We start from the raw sequence: 19,254 nt of genomic DNA, 5'->3' as shown, positions 1-19,254 counted from the left end.
CCGTACACCCGGAGGCATGCGATGAAAAAGTGGCTGGCGTTGCTGTTGTTCGCGCTGTTGGGGCTCGGCGGCTACGTCGTCGCCGGTCCGTATCTGGCGATCCACGGGATCGAACAGGCGCTGCGCCAGCGCGATGCCGCCGCGCTGGAAGAGTATGTCGACTTCCCTACACTGCGGGTCAATCTGAAAGCACAATTCGACGATGCGCTATTGCGCCGCGCCGGACCCGACATGCAAGCGAACCTGTTCGGCGGCGCGTTGCTGTCGCTGGCCGGCAGCGTCGGTGGCATGAGCGTGGATGCGCTGGTCACACCTGCCGGCATCGGCGCACTGCTGCAAGGCGATGCGCTATGGAAACGCGCCAGCGGCGACACCGTCGGCGGCGACACCTATGCCGCGCCGCGTCCGCCACAACCGCTGCGTCAGGCCGAACAGCGCTTCGAGTCGACGTCGCGCTTCGTCGCCACGGTACACACCGCCGATGGCACCCCGGTGCCGTGCGTGTTCACGCGCGATGGCCTGCACTGGAAACTCAGCAACATCCTATTGCCATTGTAGGCGCAAGCTTGATGGCGGCGCAGACGCGGGAAATCCGCGCGTAACCACCCGCGCAATAGCGCAATGTCGCGCCGGCATGTATGCCGCAGCGCTCACCGCGCAGCGATGTCGTTGGCCACCCCATGCGGTACATGGCCGGCGGCGACCCGTTCGCGCGCCGCGCTGTCTATATTGTGCTGCGAATCGTCGAAGAAAATGTCCGCGCCGAACGCCTGCAAAAACGGGCCCTTGTGACGGCCGCCGAGGAACAAGGCTTCGTCCAGGCGTACGCCCCATTCGCGCAGGGTGCGAATCACACGTTCGTGCGCTGGCGCCGAACGCGCTGTGACCAGTGCGGTGCGGATCGGCGAGGCATCACCGGCCGGAAACGCCGATTGCAAGGCCTGCAAGGCCGATAGAAAGTTGCGGAATGGCCCGCCAGTCAGCGGCTCGCGTGCGTTTTCGCGCTCGTAGCGACCAAATGCCTCCACACCCTGCTCGCGCGAGAGTCGCTCGCCCTCGTCGCCGAAGATCACCGCATCGCCATCGAAGGCGATGCGCAGCTGGGTGGACAGACCTCCAGCGTCCAGGGCGCCGGCCGCCACAGCCGCCTCCTGCACACATTCGCCGGGCGGCTTGGGCAGGATGGTCGCCGCAGCAACCCCATGGCTGAGCGCACACCGCACCGATTCCGGATTCGCCGACAGGAACAGGTCGGTACCGAACGGTTTGATATAGGGCCAGGTCGCCTCGCCGGAGGTGAAGGTCGCGCGGACGATGTCCAAGCCGTAATGCTGGATCGAATTGAAGATGCGCAGACCGGTATCGGCGGAATTGCGCGAGAGCAGGATCACCTCCACCGGCGGGGTCTCCGGCGGCGTGCCCTGGTTCAGCGCCAACAGCTTGCGTACTACCGGGAAAGCCACACCGGGCAAAAGCACATCGTCCTCGCGTTCGCGCTGATAGGCGCTGTACGCCTCCACCCCCTCGCGTTCGAACAAGGCGTGGCCTTCTTCCAAATCGAACAGCGCACGCGAGGTAACCGCGACGGTGAGCAGACGGGGAGCATTGTCAGGCATGGGATGGGAACTCGAAACCCGGGACTCGGAAACGTCCAACGACACCAGTGTAGCCGAGCCTATGCAATGGACGCCGAACGCACTGCGGCGCTTGAGCGAGCCGGCAGTTCCACGTTTGCACTCACACCATTGCGCTCACACCATGAACTGCTCGCTCAGGATCCGTTCCTCCAGATTGTGTTCCGGATCGAACAACAGCGTGACCAGACGGTCGCGCGATTCGCGGATGGTCACTTCGACCACGTCGCGGGTTTCGTGCGAGTCGGCGGTGACGCTGACCGGGCGCTTGTACGGATCGAGAACCCGAAAGCGCACTTCGGTATCGGCCTTGAGGATCGCACCACGCCAGCGCCGCGGCCGATATGGAGCGATCGGCGTCAACGCCAGGGTATGCGAGCCCAATGGCAGAATCGGCCCGTGCGCCGAAGAGTTGTAGGCCGTGCTACCGGCAGGCGTGGCGACCATCACGCCATCGCCGATCAGCTCATCGATCTTGGTCTGGCCGTTGAGATCGATGCTCACGTGCGCCGCCTGACGGGTTTGCCGCAGCAGCGAGACCTCGTTGTAGGCAAGCGAGCCGGTGGTGGCACCGGACTCGGTGTGCGCCAGCATCTCCAGCGGTCGCAGCTTGGCCGGTTCGGCCAAAGACAGACGAGCGGCGAAGTCCTCGGCACGAAAGTGATTCATCAGGAAACCGACCGTGCCCAACTTCATGCCGAATACCGGCTTACTCATCCCGCCGTGGCGATGCAGGGTCTGCAACATGAATCCGTCACCGCCTAGCGCGCACAACACGTCGGCCACGGCCGGCTCGCAGTCGCCATAGCGTGCAACCAACTGCGCGTGTGCTTGCTGCGCCTCAGGCGTGGCGCTGGCGAGGAAACAGATCCGGGGCGAAGGCGGCAGTATAGTTGCATTCATTGCAACGATCATAACCGGCCAAGCACCACTGCGTCGCCGCACAAGACCATTTTTAAAGCATTATTGTCGTACCGCGAACGCAGCCTCCATCTCCACGATGTACCGAAGCACCGCAGCCACCCACTTCTAGCAGCCGTGCAGGTAGGCTCAGCCAATCCACCCCTCGACCGGATCATTGCGCTACACCTGGAGCAAAGCCGCGCTCCATGACACGCGGCACGGAGCAACGCCGCGAGAGATAGACAGAACGCTCCTACGACACCAACCTTCTACACCACAAACGGTCGGCTCAGGCGCGCACGCTCGGGCCTGAGCACGGGTTACACCCCATGCGCCGCCAGTTGGCTCAGACGCTGCACCGCCACCGACAGGGTCGGGTAATCCAGGGTTTTCTGTGCGGCCAACTCCTGCAGCATGCCCAGGGTGAAGCGCAGGCTGCTGTCGTCGCGCTGCAACCACTGCTGGACCTTGACCTCGGCGGTAGCACCCGGCACCGCCAGCACTTGGCCAGCTAGCGCGCTGTGCTGCTTGGCCAGTTCGTCGCGTAGCACGCCGCGGGCCACCGCATGCCAACGTCCATTGACTTCCAACGCGTCGATCTGCTCGAACAACCACGGCAACTGCAGGGCCTCGCCGAGGCGGAAATGCACCTTCGATACCTCCACCGGCTTGAGCTTGCGGGTGCGCGCCATTTCGATGATGTCGAACGCCGGCTCCAGGAAACGTAGCTCGGACAACTGCTGCGCCAACGCGGGCGGCAAGCCTTTGTCCTGCCACTGTTGCACCAGCGCCTCGTACAGCGGCCGCTGCGTTTCCGGCAATACACCGGAAGCGGCACGAATGGCGTTGAACGGCTCGTGGTAGCGCTCCACTGCCGCGGTGATGCCAGGCATCGTGCCCGGACGGAACAGCAGCCAGCGCACGAACGCCCGTTGCAAGGTCCAGGTCACCTCCAGCGCGTCGATCTGCACCGACTCGGGCACCTTGCCATCGAGCGCATCGATCTGCGTCCACAACGCGCGCGCATCCAGCGTTTCGCGGCTGATGGTATAGGCCTTGGCGACCTCGGCGATGCTGCGACCGGTATCCTCCTGCATTCGCATCAGGAAGGTGGCGCCCATGCGATTGATGGTGGTGTTGGTCACCGCGGTGGCGATGATCTCGCGCTTGAGGCGGTGCCGCTCCATCGCATCGGCATACTTTTTCTGCAGCGGCCGTGGGAAGTAACGTTGCAGCTCCTTGGACAGGTAAGGGTCCTCGGGGATGTCCGATTCCAGCAGTTGCTGGAAGGTGACCAATTTGGAGTAGGACAGCAGCACCGCCAACTCCGGCCGGGTCAGGCCCTGGCCGCGCGCCTTGCGCGCGGAAATCTCCGCATCCGAAGGCAAATATTCGATCTGCCGGTCGAGCAGCCCCTGCGCTTCCAAGGTACGGATGAAATGCTGCTTGGAACCCAAGCGCTTGACGCTCATTCGCTCCATCAAGCTAAGTGCCTGGTTTTGGCGGATGTTGTCCCACAACACCAGTTCGGCGACCTCCCCGGTCATCGAGGCCAGCAACGTGTTGCGCGCCTGCACAGTCAGCTTTTTCGCCTGTACCACATCGTTGAGCAGGATTTTGATGTTGACCTCGTGGTCGGAGGTGTCCACACCGGCCGAGTTGTCGATGAAGTCGGTGTTGAGCAGCACGCCGGCCTGTGCCGCTTCGATACGGCCGAGCTGGGTCAGGCCCAGATTACCGCCCTCGCCGACGATCCGACAGCGCAGTTCGCCACCGTTGACGCGCAGGCCGTTGTTGGCGCGATCGCCGACATCGCCGTGGGTCTCGCTGGCGGCTTTGACATAGGTGCCGATGCCGCCATTCCAAAACAGATCCACCGGCGCCTTGAGGATGGCGTGCATCAGGTCGTTGGGCGAAAGCTGCTTGACCCCAGGCTCCAGACCCAGCGCCGCGCGTACCGGCGGGCTGATCTCGATCGACTTGAGTGTGCGCGGATAGACACCGCCGCCGGCACTGATCCGTTTGGCGTCGTAGTCGGCCCAGCTCGAACGTGGCAGTTTGAACAGCCGCTCGCGTTCGGCGAACGCCACCGCCGTGTCCGGGTTCGGATCCAGGAAAATATGGCGATGATCGAACGCGGCCAGCAGGCGCAGATGCCGCGACAAGAGCATGCCGTTGCCGAACACATCGCCGGACATGTCGCCGATCCCCACACAACTGAAGTCCTCGCTCTGGCAATCGCGCCCCAGCGCGCGGAAGTGGCGCTTGACCGATTCCCAGGCACCGCGCGCGGTGATGCCCATACCCTTGTGGTCATAGCCGACCGAACCACCGGAGGCGAACGCGTCGCCGAGCCAGAAGCCATGGTCCAACGCCAACCCGTTGGCGATATCCGAGAACGTGGCGGTGCCCTTGTCCGCGGCGACCACCAAATACGGATCGTCCTGATCGTGGCGCACTACCTGCGGCGGAGGAACGATCTTGCCGCCCACGATATTGTCGGTGATGTCCAGCAGGCTCTGGATGAACAACTTGTAGCAGGCGATGCCTTCGGCCAGCACCGCATCGCGCTCGCCGCCAGCGGGCGGGCGCTTGCAGAAGAAGCCGCCTTTGGCACCCACCGGCACGATCACCGTGTTCTTGACCATCTGCGCCTTGACCAGGCCCAGCACCTCGGTGCGGAAATCCTCGCGCCGGTCCGACCAGCGCAGGCCGCCGCGCGCCACCGCACCGAAGCGCAGGTGCACGCCCTCCACGCGCGGGCCGTAGACGAAGATTTCGCGGTACGGACGCGGTTTGGGCAGGTCCGGCACCATCGACGAATCCAGCTTGAAGCTGATGCAATGCCCCAGCCCGCCCTCGGCAGTGCGCTGGTAATAGCTGGTGCGCAGGGTCGCTTCGATGACGCCCTTGAAGCTGCGTAGGATGCGATCCTCATCCAGGCTGGCGACCTGATCGAACAACTTCAGCAGCGCCGCACCGACTGCCTCCAGCTGCGCCTCGCGGCTGCCGCTGCGCGCGTCGATCACTGGCTGTAGCGCTTTCAGCGCGACTTCGTCGCCCTCGGCCAGCCGGCGCAATTGCGCCGACAGCGCCGCCTGACCATCGGCGATCTGCGCCTTGCTCTGGCTGCCAGTCGCCGGATCGAAGCGTGCCTCGAACAATTCCACCAACAAACGCGCCAGCAACGGGTAGCCGTTGCAGGTCGCTTCGACGTAGACCTGCGAGAACGGCACGCCGGTCTGTAGCAGATACTTGCAATAACCGCGCAGGATCGCCACTTGGCGCCAGCTCAGACTAGCGCCAACGATCAGGCGATTGAAGCCGTCGTTCTCGGCCTCGCCACGCCATATCCGCACGAACGCCTCGCACAGCGGTGCATCGGCAGTGGCCACGTCGATCGTGCCAGCAAGTGGCACGACCTCGAAATCCTGGATGGACAGCAACGTGCCATCCACGGTGAGCCGATAGGGACGCTCGGAGATCACCCGCAGCCCCAGGTTCTCCAGCATCGGCAACACGTCCGATAGCGGCAGATCGTCGTGCTGGCGATAGAGTTTCAGACGCAGGCTGTCGCTGCGGTCGCGGCACAACGCCTGCAAGCTCAGATGCAGGTCTTCCGGACCGCGCAGCGCGGCCAGGCGTTCGACATCGTGTGCGGCGATCTGCGCGGTCGATTCCTCGATGTAACCGGCCGGCAACGCGCGGCCATAACCGGCCGCCAAACGCAGACCATCGCGCTCGCCGCAGCTGGCGACCAAAGCCTCGCGTAAGTCGTCGTGCCAGTTACGCAACAGGTGTGCCAGGCGCGACTGCAGTTCGGTGATATCGAATTCCAGTGCCTCGCCCAGCTTTGGACGCGCAATCAGGTGCAACTGCGCCAGCAGCGATTCGCCCAGCACCACGCTGGAGTCGACGTGCTCGGCATGCAACGCGTCCTTCAGCAGTGCCTCGATGCGTAAACGCACGTCGGTATTGAAACGTTCGCGCGGGATGTACACCAACGCCGAAATGAAGCGACCGTACTTGTCGCGACGCAGGAACAAGCGGCTGCGCACCCGCTCCTGCAGGCCGAGGATGCCCATCGCGGTGCGGTACAATTCTTCTTCGTTGGATTGGAACAGTTCCTCGCGCGGCAGCGTCTCCAGAATGTGGCGCAAGACCTTGCCACTGTGGCTGCTCGGAGACAGTTCGGACTTGCGCATCACGTAGTCGTAGCGCTCGCGCACCAGCGGGATTTCCGACGGGCGGCGGTTGTAGGCGCTGGAAGTGAACATGCCCAGGAAACGCTGCTCGGCGACGATGCATCCCTTGGCGTCGAACTCCAGCACGCCGATGTAGTCCATGTAGCCACTGCGATGTACCCGCGAGCGTGCGTTGGTCTTGGTCAGGATCAACGCCTCCTTGGTGCCCGCCTCGCTGAGGCCCTGCGCGGCAAGCGTGCGCACTGGACGCGCCGGCGATTTGTCCTGGCCGCGCAGCAGGCCCAGGCCGCTGTCCTGCAACGGCGCCAGTACGTTTTCGCCGCCCTGCTTTTCCACCCGGTACTCGCGGTAGCCGAAGAAGGTGAAATGGTCGGCGGCGGCCCACCGCAGGAACTCCTGCGCCTCGCGCCGGCCCTTGTCGTCCACCGGAAGACACCGCGTGGTCAGGTCGTCGGCCAGGGTCAACATCTTCTCGCGCATGCCGCCCCAATCGCGCACGATGGTGCGCACGTCGCCGAGGATGCGCTGGATCGTCGCCTGCACGCGCGGCATCTCCTCCGGCGGTTGGCGATCGATCTCCAGCACCATCAACGATTCCGGCTTGCCTTCGCCGATGCTTTCCAGCACGCCGTTCTTGTCGCGTTGCATGCGCAGCACCGGATGGCCGAGGACATGCAGGCCGATGCCCAGGTCCGAGAGCAATATGCTCACCGAATCGACCAGAAACGGCATGTCGTCGTTGACGATCTGCAGCACGGTGCGCGATGACTCCCAACCATCCTCCTTCGGATTGGGATTGAACACCCGCACGTTGGCCGTTCCGGGTTTGCGCTTGCGCGCGAATTCCAGCATCGAGACGGCCAGCGCGGCCCACTCCTGCGCGGTATGCTGAGGGAATTCGTCCTCCTGCATGCGTTTGTAGAACGCCTCGGCAAACGCCTGCGCCTGATCCTGGCGAGCGGCAGGGTAACGCTTGCGCAGCGCCGCGAACACCGGCGCCAAACTGAAGCCAGCCGCTGCCACCGGTGCGGCATCGATCAGCTTGGCCATGGACTCGATGACCGGCACAGGCTTGCGCGAGGTCGCCGCAGACTTGGCCGTCGACTTGGCTGTTGGTTTGGCAACGGATGGGGGCGCAGGCTGACGGGCGGCGAGCGACGATTTGCTGGAGCGGGGAGCGACGTTTTTAGGCTTCATGGCGGAGAGCTGCAACGATGCTCGATAGGAAGGCCAAAATTGTACCGGTGCCGACTGTAACTCACGTACTTCATCGCAAACCGGATCGGCCTGTCTCGCCAGACACCAGCGCCGTACAGAACAGCCACAATCACCCCATCACACTATCCTCACCATGATTGACCGCGACTAGGTCCATCCGGATGACCCGAGACGCATGGCTGTCATGGCTGTTCAAATTATAAACTGGACGGTATAGTTCAAAATAATGAGCCTCTCTTTCGCTTCCCCACGCCGCATTGGGTCAAGCGCACGACCACCGCATCTGCGAGGCCGTGCGCAACTTGTGCGCCGGGCAAGGCATACCCCGAGCATGGACGCGGTCGCCGCGCGCGCCGGTGACTCCAGTCGCCTCTGTGCGCTGCGTCACAGCAAACACGCACAGCCCCGTACGTCCTGCAGAATCGCCTGGAGATAGCGACTTGTGCCTTCACCTCTTGACCGGAGTACCACCCCGATGACCTCCCCATTGCGCTCTCTCGCCCTGGCCTGCGCCGTCGTGATGGTCTTGGCATCGTGCAAGAAACAAGAACAACAGCAAGCCATGCCGCCGCCGGAAGTGGGCGTGTTGCAGGCCCAGCCGCAGACCGTGCCGCTGCAACGCGAACTGGTCGGTCGGCTGACCGCATTCCGCAGCGCCGACGTGCGCGCCCGGGTCCCCGGCGTGCTGGAAAAACGCCTTTACACCGAAGGCAGCGACGTCAAGCAAGGCCAGCCGCTGTTCCAGATCGATCCTGCGCCGCTGCATGCGGCGCTGGCCTCGGCACAGGGGCAATTGGCCGCAGCCGAGGCCACCTACGCCAATGCCAAGGCCGCCGCCGTTCGCGCCCGCAGCCTGGCGCCCAAAGCCTACGTCTCCAAGTCCGACCTGGACAACGCCGAAGCCAGCGAACGCAGTGCCTCGGCAGCGGTTCAGCAGGCCCGCGCGGCCGTGGAAACCGCACGCATCAACCTAGGCTATGCCACCGTGACCGCTCCCATTGCCGGCCGCGCCGGCAAGCAGCAAGTCACCGAGGGCGCGCTGGTCGGCCAGGGCAGCGCCACCTTGCTGACCACCATCGACCAACTCGATCCGCTGTATGTCAATTTCTCGATGAACGCCGACGAGCTTGCCCAGTTGCGTCAGGCACAAAGCACCGGCAACGTCACCCTGAACGCCGAGGACCAGTCCACGGTGCAGGTCAAACTTGGCGACGGCAGCAGCTACGCGCATCCAGGCACTCTGGATTTCTCTGGTGCCACAGTCGATCCCAGCACCGGCTCGGTGACGCTGCGTGCGCAGTTGCCGAACCCGGAGCGGGTGCTGTTGCCTGGCGCCTTCGTCAGCTTCACGGCCAACCTCGGCCAGCGCAAGGACGTCTATCTGATCCCGCAGGTCGCGGTGCTGCGCGATACCAAGGGGGCCTACGCCATGGCAGTGGGCAAGGATGGCAAGGTGCTACGCAAAGATCTCGGTCTGGTCGGCCAGCAGGGCGACAGGTGGATCGTCGGTGCCGGCCTGCAGGCTGGCGATCAGGTCGTGGTCAGCGGCCTGCCCAAGGTCAAGGAAGGCGCAGCAGCCATCGCCAAGCCGTGGACACCGGATGCGCCAACCCAGCAGGGGGGCCCAGCGTCGGCCAAGGCGGTCACCGGCCAACCGCAGGGCGCAGCGCACGGCGACACGCCGGCCGCCGCGACCGCTTCCGCCCAGCCGAAACAGCCGTAACGGACGCACACCATGCCTAAGTTCTTCATCGAGCATCCGGTCTTCGCCTGGGTGGTGGCGATCTTGATTTCGCTCAGCGGCGTGATCGCCATCCTTAACCTCGGCGTGGAGTCTTATCCGTCGATCGCTCCGCCGCAGGTGACCGTGAGCGCCACCTATCCCGGCGCCAGCGCCAGCACGACCGAGCGCTCGGTTACCCAGGTGATCGAACAGCAACTGACCGGCATCGACCACCTGCTGTACTTCAATTCGTCCTCGTCATCCAGCGGCATCGCCACCATCACTCTCACCTTCGAGACCGGGACCAACCCGGACATCGCGCAGGTGCAGGTGCAGAACAAGGTCTCGCTGGCGACGCCGCGCCTGCCGTCGGAGGTGACCGCCCAAGGCGTGGTAGTGGCCAAGGCCAACGCCGGTTTCCTCAGCGTGATCGCGCTGCGTTCGGACAACCCCTCGATCGACCGCGATGCGCTCAACGACATCGTCGGCTCGCGCGTCCTGGAACAGATATCGCGCGTGCCCGGCGTCGGCAGCACCCAGCAGTTCGGTGCCGAATACGCCATGGACATCTGGCTCAACCCGGAGAAATTGCAGGGTTACCACATGTCCGCCAGCGACGTGCTCAACGCGATCCGCGCGCAGAACGTGCAGTTCGCCGCCGGTTCGATCGGCTCGGATCCGGCGCCGCAGGGCCAGTCGTTCACCGCCACGGTCAGCGCCGAGGGCCGCTTCACCTCGCCCGAGGAGTTCGAGAACATCATCCTGCGCGCCGATGGCAACGGCACCGTGGTGAGGCTAAAGGACGTAGCCCGGGTCGCGTTCGGCCCGACCAGCTTCGGCATCGACACCCAATACAACGGCAAGCCGACCGGCGCCTTCGGCATCCAACTATTGCCCGGTGCCAATGCGCTGAACGTATCCGCGGCGGTCAAGGCCAAAATGGAGGAATTGCAGCCGAGCTTCCCGCAGGGCGTCACCTGGTTCACGCCCTACGAGAGCACCACCTTCGTCAAGATCTCGATCGAGGAAGTGGTCAAGACCCTGGCCGAGGCGATCGTGCTGGTATTCCTGGTGATGTTGGTATTCCTGCAGAACTTCCGCGCCACCCTCATCCCCACGCTGGTGATCCCGGTAGCGCTGCTGGGCACCTTCCTCGGCATGTGGGCGATCGGCTTCACCATCAATCAGTTGACCCTGTTCGCGATGGTGCTGGCGATCGGTATCGTGGTCGACGATGCGATCGTGGTGATCGAGAACGTCGAACGCATCATGTCCGAGGAGCACCTGGCGCCGAAGGCAGCCACGCACAAAGCAATGAGCCAAATCACCGGCGCGGTGGTGGCGATCACCGTGGTGCTGGCGGCGGTGTTCATCCCCTCGGCAATGCAGCCTGGCGCTGCCGGCGCGATCTACAAGCAGTTCGCGGTCACCATCGCGATGTCGATGGGATTCTCGGCATTACTGGCGTTGAGCTTCACCCCGGCGCTGTGCGCGGCCTTCCTCAAGCCGACCCACAGCGACAATCCGAACTGGTTCTACCGCACCTTCAACACATACTACGACAAGCTATCGCGGCGCTATGTCGGCGCGGTCGGCGGCAGCATCCGGCACACACCACGCTGGATGGCAGTGTTCGCCCTGCTGGTGGTACTGTGCGGCTTCCTGTTTACGCGCATGCCGGGCAGCTTCCTGCCAGAAGAAGATCAGGGATTCGCCCTGGCAATCGTGCAGTTGCCGCCGGGTGCGACCAAAGCGCGTACCAATCAGGTGTTCGCGCAAATGCGCGGCATACTGCAGCAGCAGAAAGCGGTCGAAGGGATGCTGCAGGTGGCCGGCTTCAGCTTCCTGGGACGTGGCGAGAACGTGGGCATGGGTTTCATCCGGCTCAAGCCCTGGGAGGAGCGCAACATCACCGCCACCGAACTGATCCAGCAACTGAACGGGATGTTCTACGGCATCAAGGACGCGCAGATTTTCGTGGTCAACCTGCCCACGGTGCAGGGGCTTGGCCAGTTAGGCGGCTTCGACATGTGGCTGCAAGACCGTAGCGGCGCCGGCCAAGAGGCGCTGCTGCAGGCACGCAACATGCTCCTCGGCATGGCCGCGCAGCGTCAGGACACCCTGACCGGGGTGCGCCCGAACGGCCTGGAAAACGCGCCGCAGCTGCAACTGAAAGTTGATCGCGTGCAGGCGCAGTCGATGGGGCTGTCGATCAACGACATCTACCAATCGATCCAGTTGATGCTGGCGCCGGTCTACGCCAACGACTTCTTCTACGAAGGCCGTATCAAGCGCGTCAACATGCAGGCCGACGCACCGTTTCGGAGCGGCCCGGAGTCGCTACGCAACTTCTATGTGCCCAGCAGCACCGCCACCGACGACAGCGGTTTGCGGCAGATGATCCCGTTGAGTACGGTGGTGAAGTCGGACTGGGTCTACGGCTCGCCATCGCTGAGCCGCTACAACGGTTATTCGGCAGTCGAAATCGTCGGCAACCCCGCTCCAGGCAGAAGCTCCGGCCAAGCGATGAGCGCGATGGAGGACATCGTCAACAACGATCTGCCGAAGGGCTTGGGCTTGGACTGGAGCGGCATGTCCTACCAGGAGATCATCGCCGGCAATACCGCCACGCTGCTGCTGGTGCTGTCGATCGTGGTGGTGTTCCTATGCCTGGCAGCGCTGTACGAGAGTTGGTCGATTCCGGTCTCGGTGCTGTTGGTGGTGCCGATCGGCGTGCTCGGCACAGTCGCGTTCTCTTTGCTGCGCGGCCTGCCCAACGACATCTATTTCAAAATCGGCCTGATCACGGTGATCGGCCTGGCCGCGAAGAATGCGATCTTGATCGTGGAATTCGCCGTCGAGCAACGCGCGATGGGCAAGACCTTGCGCGAGGCGGCAACCGAAGCGGCACACCTGCGCTTCCGTCCGATCCTGATGACCTCCTTCGCGTTCATCCTCGGCGTGCTGCCATTGGCCATCTCCAGTGGCGCTGGCGCCAACGCACGCCACGCGATCGGCACCGGTGTGATCGGCGGCATGCTGTTCGCCACCGCGCTCGGCTTGCTGTTCATCCCGCTGTTCTTCGTGGTGGTGCGGCACATGCTCGGCGACAAGTTGGACGAGCCATCGCAGGAATACGCCATCCGCCAGGAGCAAGGCTTGAACCTGCATCAGCAGGATCGGTGAGACGGTTGAGCCTGGATTCGGGAAATACTCAGCGCGAGAGCAAAGAAGCGGACGAAAGGCCGCTTCTTTGCCTCAGGACGTCAGCGACTACGGCTCAGCGCAACCCCGTCTCGTTGCGGGCGATCACCAACCGCTGGATTTCCGATGTTCCCTCGTAGATTTCGGTGATCTTGGCGTCGCGGAAATAGCGCTCCAGCGGCATTTCCTTGGAGTACCCCATGCCGCCATGGATCTGCACCGCCTGATGGGTGATCCACATCGCCGCCTCGGATGCGGTCAGCTTCGCTACCGACGCTTCGGTGGTGAATTGCTGCCCCTGACCCTTCAACCAGGCCGCACGCAGGGTGAGCAGCAACGCCGCGTCCAGCTTGCACTTCATGTCGGCGACCTTGGCCTGGGTCATCTGGAATGCGCCGATCGGCGAGCCGAATGCCTTGCGCTCCTTCACGTAGCCCAACGTGGCCTGGTAGGCCGCCCGCGCAAGCCCGATGGCCTGCGAGGCAATGCCGATACGGCCTGCGTCGAGCACGCTCATCGCGATTTTGAAACCCTCGCCCGGCGTCCCCAGCACCTCGTCCGCCGTCGCATGGTAATCCTGAAACTCGATCTCGCAGGTCGCCGAAGCGCGGATGCCGAGCTTGGGTTCGGTCTTGCCACGGTGAAACCCCGGCTTGTCGGTGTCAATCACGAACGCGCTGATGCCGCGCGCGCCCCGCTCCGGCTCGCTCATCGCAAATAGCACGATGTACTTGGCGACCGGACCGGAGGTGATCCAGCTCTTCTTGCCGTTGATGACGAAGCTGCCATCGTCCCGAGGCACCGCACGGCAGCGCATCGCGGTGGCATCGGAGCCTGATTGCGGCTCGGTCAGCGCGAAGGCGCCGATCTGCTCCCCTTGCGCGATGGCACGCACGTACTTCTGTTTCTGCGCCTCGTCGCCATTCTTGAGAATCCCGCCGCAGAACAGCGAATTGTTGACCGACATGATGGTGGAATGAGCGGCGTCGCCGGCGGCGATCTCGATCATGGCCAGCACATAGGCGATCGGGTCCATGCCAGCGCCGCCGTACTGCTCCGGCACCTCGATGCCCATCAAACCGTTCTCGCCCAGCAGGCGGATATTCTCCAGTGGAAACTCACCAGTACGGTCGTGGTGCTCGGCGCTGGGGGCGATCCGTTCCTGGGCGATGCGCCGCGCCACGTCCTGGATCATCAATTGCTCATCGCTAAGTTTGAAATCCATCTCGCGCCTCCCGGTTTTGTTGGTACCGACATCTTAACCATCCACCATACGCCAGCGTGTGCCCGACTTGACCCGACCCACCCCTCAGACGAAAATATCTTTATATCGCGATAGGAAGATATTTATGGATCTGGAGGACTGGTCGACCAGATTGAAAGTGTTCGCCGATGCGACCCGGGTACGCCTGTTGGCGCTGCTGGAGCATGAAGAACTGACCGTGGCCGAACTCTCGGCGATCACCCGACTGGCGCAACCGCGCGTCTCGACCCATCTGGCCAAACTCAAGGAGGCCGGGCTGGTCCGCGACCGCCGCGCTGGCGTGTCGGCCTATTATCGCTTCGACGAAAGCCTGCTGGACCCGGCGCAACGCGCGCTGTGGCTGGCGCTGAGCACCGGCAGCGACGACCCGCTACTGCGCCAGGACGCCGAACGGGTGGCTGCAGTATTGGCCAACCGCGCCACCGACCAGAACTGGGCAGATTCGGTCGCTGGCGACATGGAGCGTCACTATTCGCCCGGACGCACCTGGGAGGCGCTGGCGCGCACCGCGCTGCCGCTGCTGGAGACCGGCGACGTCCTCGACATTGCCTCCGGCGACGGCGTACTGGCCGAGTTGGTCGCCCCGCATGCGCGTCGCTACGTGTGCATCGACACCAGCGCGCGGGTGGTGGCCGCAGCCAGCGAACGCTTACGCCGGCTGAGCAACGTGGAGGTCCGCGAGGGCGACATGCATGCACTACCATTCGCCGATGCCGGCTTCGACCTGGTGGTGATGATGCACGCGTTGACCTACGCCACCAAACCGGCGCACGCTGTCTGCGAATCGGCACGCGTGTTGCGCCCAGGCGGTCGCCTGCTGCTGTGCAGCCTAGCCCACCACGAGCACAAGGCTGCCGTGCAGGCCTACGGCCACGTCAACCTCGGCTTCTCGGCCAAGGAATTGCGCAAGTTCATCGACAAGGCCGGCCTGGAAGTCTCCAGCCTAGAAACCGTGACCCGCGAAAAGCGGCCACCGCATTTCGAGGTGATTTCGTTGATTGCAATCAAACCCGGAGAACCGGCGGCTACCGCACGTCCGGAAAACCACACATCATCCAAGGCCAGCGCTGGAACCACGCCATGAACGCCTCTACTTCTCCCCAAAGCCCAGGCCAGCCCTGGCTGCATCCGCAGCGCGCCCAAGCGCTCCTGCAGGCGCTGTCCGAGCGCATCCTCATCATCGATGGCGCGATGGGCACCATGATCCAGCGCCATGGCTTGCAGGAAGCCGATTATCGCGGCGACCGTTTCGCCGCCGGCTACGACAGCGCGCAGCCCCCCCATGTGCATGGCCCTGGCTGCGATCATGCGATGCATGGTCACGACCTGAAAGGTAATAACGATCTCTTGCTACTGACACGCCCGGAAGTGATCGCCGAGATCCACAGCGCCTATCTCGAAGCCGGCGCCGACCTGCTCGAAACCAATACCTTCAACGCCACCGCGATCAGCCAGGCCGATTACCACCTGGAGCACCTGGTCTACGAACTCAACAAAGCCGGCGCCCGGGTCGCACGCGACTGCTGCGACGCGGTCGAAGCGCAGCAGGCCCGCGCCGGCGGACCGGACAAACCGCGCTTCGTAATCGGCGTACTCGGCCCGACCAGCCGCACCGCCTCCATCAGTCCCGACGTCAACGACCCCGGCTACCGCAACACCAGCTTCGACGAACTGCGCGCCACCTACCGCGAGGCCATCGATGGCCTGATCGACGGCGGCGCCGACACGCTGATGGTCGAGACCATCTTCGACACCCTCAACGCCAAGGCCGCGCTGTACGCGATCGAGGAGGTGTTCGACGCACGCGGCGGACGCCTGCCGGTGATGATCTCCGGCACCATCACCGACGCCTCCGGACGCACCCTGTCCGGGCAGACCGCCGAGGCGTTCTATGCCTCGGTCGCGCATGGTCTGCCACTGTCGGTCGGGTTGAACTGCGCGCTTGGCGCGAAGGATCTGCGCCCGCATGTGGAAACCCTGGCACGGATCGCCGACGGCTACGTTAGCACGCACCCCAACGCCGGCCTGCCCAACGCCTTCGGCGAATACGACGAAACTCCAGAAGAAATGGCCGCCACGCTGAAGGAGTTCGCCGAAGCGGGGCTATTGAATCTGGTCGGCGGCTGCTGCGGCACCACACCGGCCCACATCCGCGCGATCGCCGAGGCAGTGCGCGGGCTACGTCCGCGCGTGCCGCTAGCAGCACAGCGACAGGCCGCCTGAGATGCACACCCCGCGCGCGGCTTTCGCCACCGCCTTGCCGATGGCTCGGCGCCTGCGCGCCGCAGCGCACATGCGTTCGTGCACCTCCCCGCTCCTGGAACGCTGATCCAATGTCGTCCGCTCGCATCACCCGCCTGTCCGGTCTCGAACCGCTGCTGCTGACGCCGGACCTGCTGTTCGTCAACGTCGGTGAGCGTACCAACGTCACCGGCAGCGCGCAGTTCCGCAAGCTGATCAAGGAAGAACGCTACGAAGAGGCAGTCGAGGTGGCACGCCAGCAGGTCGCCAACGGCGCGCAGATCCTCGACGTCAACATGGACGAGGGCCTGATCGATTCGGAGAAAGCGATGGTGCGCTTTCTCAACCTGATTATGTCCGAGCCGGACATCGCACGCATTCCAGTCATGGTCGACTCTTCCAAGTGGAGCGTGATCGAGGCCGGACTGAAGTGCCTGCAGGGCAAGAGCGTGGTCAACTCGATTTCGCTCAAGGAAGGCGAAGCGGTGTTCATCGAACAGGCGCGCAAAGTACTGCGCTACGGTGCTGCGGCGGTGGTGATGGCGTTTGACGAGGTCGGCCAGGCCGATACCTGTGCGCGCAAGGTCGAGATCTGCACCCGCGCCTATCGCATCCTGACCGAGCAGGTCGGCTTCCCGCCCGAAGACATCGTGTTCGACCCCAACATCTTCGCCGTCGCCACCGGGATCGAGGAACACGATAACTACGCGGTCGATTTCATCGAAGCGACCCGCATCATCAAGCGCACCCTGCCCCACTGCCACGTCTCCGGCGGCGTTTCCAACGTCTCGTTCTCGTTCCGCGGCAACGAGAGCGTGCGTCAGGCCATCCACTGCGTGTTTTTGTACCACGCAATCTCCGCCGGTATGGACATGGGCATCGTCAATGCCGGCGGCATGCCGATCTACGACGACCTGGACACCGAACTACGCGAGCGAGTGGAGGACGTGATCCTCAATCGCCGCCGCGACGCCACCGAGCGCCTGCTGGAGATCGCCGAACGTTACAAGAAAACCGGCACACGCGAGACAGCACTTGCCATGCGAGAAAAACTGGCATGGCGCGAGAAGACCGTGCGGGAACGCCTGAGTCACTCGCTGGTACACGGCATCGACGAATTCATCGAGGTCGACACCGAAGAAGCCCGGCAACAATCCTCGCGTCCATTGGACGTGATCGAGGGGCCGTTGATGAACGGCATGAACGTCGTCGGCGACCTGTTCGGCGCCGGCAAGATGTTCCTGCCGCAGGTAGTGAAATCGGCACGGGTGATGAAGAAGGCCGTCGCCTACCTGCTGCCGTACATCGAAGCGGAAAAGCTGCGCAGTGGCGACACCGCCAAGTCCAACGGCAAGATCATCATGGCCACGGTCAAGGGCGACGTGCACGACATCGGCAAGAACATCGTCGGCGTGGTCCTGGCCTGCAACAACTTCGAGGTGGTCGATCTTGGCGTGATGGTGCCGACCCAGACCATCCTCGACCGCGCCCGCGCCGAAAACGCCGACATCATCGGCTTGTCCGGGCTGATCACGCCATCGCTGGAAGAAATGACCCATGTCGCTCGCGAGATGCAGCGGCAAGGGTTCTCGATTCCGCTGTTGATCGGCGGCGCCACCACCTCGCGCGCGCACACCGCATTGAAGATCGACCCGCACTATGCCGCACCGACCGTGTGGGTGAAGGACGCCTCGCGCGCGGTCGGCGTGGCCCAATCGCTGATTTCGCGCGAACTGCGCGCCGCATTCATCGCCTCCAACGACGCCGACTACGCCGAAATCCGCCAACGCCACAAGAACCGCGGCGACGCCAAACGCCTGGTCACGCTGCAACATGCGCGCGCACAACGCTTCGACGGTGGCTGGGACACCTACACGCCCCCCGCACCGCAGCAACCTGGGCTGCATGTGTTCGAGGACTACCCACTGCCCGAGCTGATCGAACTGATCGACTGGACCCCGTTTTTCCAAGCCTGGGAACTGGCGGGCAAGTTCCCAGCGATCCTCACCGACGAGATCATCGGCCAGCAGGCCAGCGAGCTATACCAAGACGCACGCGTCATGCTCAAGCGCATCGTCGAGGAAAAATGGCTGACCGCCAAAGCCGTATTCGGGCTATGGCCGGCGCAGTCGGTCGGCGACGATGTGGAAGTCCTCATTCCCGACGCCCGATTTACTCTGCATTTTCTGCGCCAGCAAGTGGACAAACCCATCGAGCGCCCGGACTTCTGCTTGGCCGACTTCATCGCTCCGCGCGATAGCGGCAAACAGGACTGGATCGGTGCGTTCGCGGTAACCGCCGGGCTCGGCATCGAGCCGCACGTGGCCCGCTTCGAGGCCGCACACGACGATTACAACGCGATCCTGCTCAAGGCACTGGCCGACCGCCTGGCCGAAGCGCTGGCCGAACGCCTGCATCAGCGCGTGCGCACCGAATTTTGGGGCTACGCCAACGACGAGACGCTGGACAACGACGCGTTGATCTCCGAACGTTACCGTGGCATCCGTCCTGCGCCCGGCTACCCGGCCTGCCCCGACCACAGCGAAAAACAAACCTTGTTCGCCGTGCTCGAGGCTGAGCGCAACGCCGGCATGTCGCTCACCGAAAGTTTCGCGATGCTGCCAACGGCGGCGGTATCGGGTTACTACTTCAGCCATCCGCACAGCCAGTATTTCGTAGTGGGACGGCTGGGCAAGGAACAGGTCGCCGACTACGCCCGGCGCAGGAACGTGCCGCTGGCGCAGGCCGAACGCTGGTTGGCCTCGAACCTGGACTACGATCCGGAATAAAAGCCGATACGAACACCCAGCAAAGCGATTTTGGCGAGACCCGCATCGCAAACGATTTGGTTAGTCTGGGGCG

Annotated in this window: 10 protein-coding genes; 6 read left to right on the top strand and 4 right to left on the bottom strand. The window is 63.8% G+C overall.

Annotated elements, in window-relative coordinates; all coding sequences use genetic code 11:
- Positions 1–21: 21 nt before the first annotated feature.
- Positions 22–558, top strand: coding sequence for a DUF2939 domain-containing protein (locus XalbCFBP2523_RS02430; RefSeq protein ID WP_045765865.1), 537 nt, complete (start codon positions 22–24; stop codon positions 556–558).
- A gap of 92 nt (positions 559–650) precedes the next feature.
- Here XalbCFBP2523_RS02430 and XalbCFBP2523_RS02425 read toward each other — a convergent pair whose 3' ends face one another.
- The 3 genes from XalbCFBP2523_RS02425 to XalbCFBP2523_RS02415 form a co-directional block, all read right to left on the bottom strand.
- Positions 651–1,616: a 5'-nucleotidase gene (locus XalbCFBP2523_RS02425; RefSeq protein ID WP_045765866.1), complete on the bottom strand. Its 966-nt coding sequence runs from the start codon at positions 1,614–1,616 to the stop codon at positions 651–653.
- 135 nt (positions 1,617–1,751) lie between these two features.
- Positions 1,752–2,522: an NAD kinase gene (locus XalbCFBP2523_RS02420; protein ID WP_104629895.1), complete on the bottom strand. Its 771-nt coding sequence runs from the start codon at positions 2,520–2,522 to the stop codon at positions 1,752–1,754.
- A 335-nt stretch (positions 2,523–2,857) separates the two neighbouring features.
- Positions 2,858–7,792: an NAD-glutamate dehydrogenase gene (locus XalbCFBP2523_RS02415; RefSeq protein ID WP_329955185.1), complete on the bottom strand. Its 4,935-nt coding sequence runs from the start codon at positions 7,790–7,792 to the stop codon at positions 2,858–2,860.
- A gap of 643 nt (positions 7,793–8,435) precedes the next feature.
- On the opposite strand from XalbCFBP2523_RS02415, the gene XalbCFBP2523_RS02410 reads away from it, so the two are divergent.
- Positions 8,436–9,683, top strand: a complete 1,248-nt coding sequence (locus XalbCFBP2523_RS02410; protein WP_012916258.1) for an efflux RND transporter periplasmic adaptor subunit — start codon at positions 8,436–8,438, stop codon at positions 9,681–9,683.
- Between the two features lie 12 nt (positions 9,684–9,695).
- The gene (locus XalbCFBP2523_RS02405) at positions 9,696–12,869 is read left to right on the top strand and encodes an efflux RND transporter permease subunit (RefSeq protein ID WP_012916259.1); all 3,174 of its coding nucleotides are present in this window, start codon (positions 9,696–9,698) and stop codon (positions 12,867–12,869) included.
- A 94-nt stretch (positions 12,870–12,963) separates the two neighbouring features.
- On the opposite strand, the gene XalbCFBP2523_RS02400 is transcribed toward XalbCFBP2523_RS02405, so the two are convergent.
- Entirely contained in the window at positions 12,964–14,112 is a 1,149-nt protein-coding gene (locus XalbCFBP2523_RS02400; RefSeq protein WP_045765869.1) for an acyl-CoA dehydrogenase family protein, read from the bottom strand.
- 124 nt (positions 14,113–14,236) lie between these two features.
- On the opposite strand from XalbCFBP2523_RS02400, the gene XalbCFBP2523_RS02395 reads away from it, so the two are divergent.
- The 3 genes from XalbCFBP2523_RS02395 to metH all read left to right on the top strand — a co-directional run bounded on the left by XalbCFBP2523_RS02395 (position 14,237) and on the right by metH (position 19,181).
- On the top strand, positions 14,237–15,235 hold the full coding sequence (locus tag XalbCFBP2523_RS02395) for an ArsR/SmtB family transcription factor (RefSeq protein WP_045765870.1): 999 nt from the start codon (positions 14,237–14,239) through the stop codon (positions 15,233–15,235).
- Positions 15,232–16,374 (top strand): homocysteine S-methyltransferase family protein, encoded by a 1,143-nt coding sequence (locus tag XalbCFBP2523_RS02390; protein ID WP_045765871.1) that lies wholly within the window; start codon positions 15,232–15,234, stop codon positions 16,372–16,374. The genes XalbCFBP2523_RS02395 and XalbCFBP2523_RS02390 overlap by 4 nt, the downstream gene beginning before the upstream one ends.
- 110 nt (positions 16,375–16,484) lie before the next feature.
- Complete coding sequence (metH, locus tag XalbCFBP2523_RS02385; protein WP_045765872.1) at positions 16,485–19,181, top strand: methionine synthase; 2,697 nt, start codon at positions 16,485–16,487, stop codon at positions 19,179–19,181.
- Positions 19,182–19,254: the final 73 nt, after the last annotated feature.

This window comes from Xanthomonas albilineans (genome assembly GCF_002939705.1).
In the GTDB taxonomy this organism is placed as follows: Bacteria; Pseudomonadota; Gammaproteobacteria; order Xanthomonadales; family Xanthomonadaceae; genus Xanthomonas_A; species Xanthomonas_A albilineans.
The sequence above is the reverse complement of the archived record's forward strand: the minus strand, read 5'-3'. Positions and strand labels throughout refer to the sequence as shown.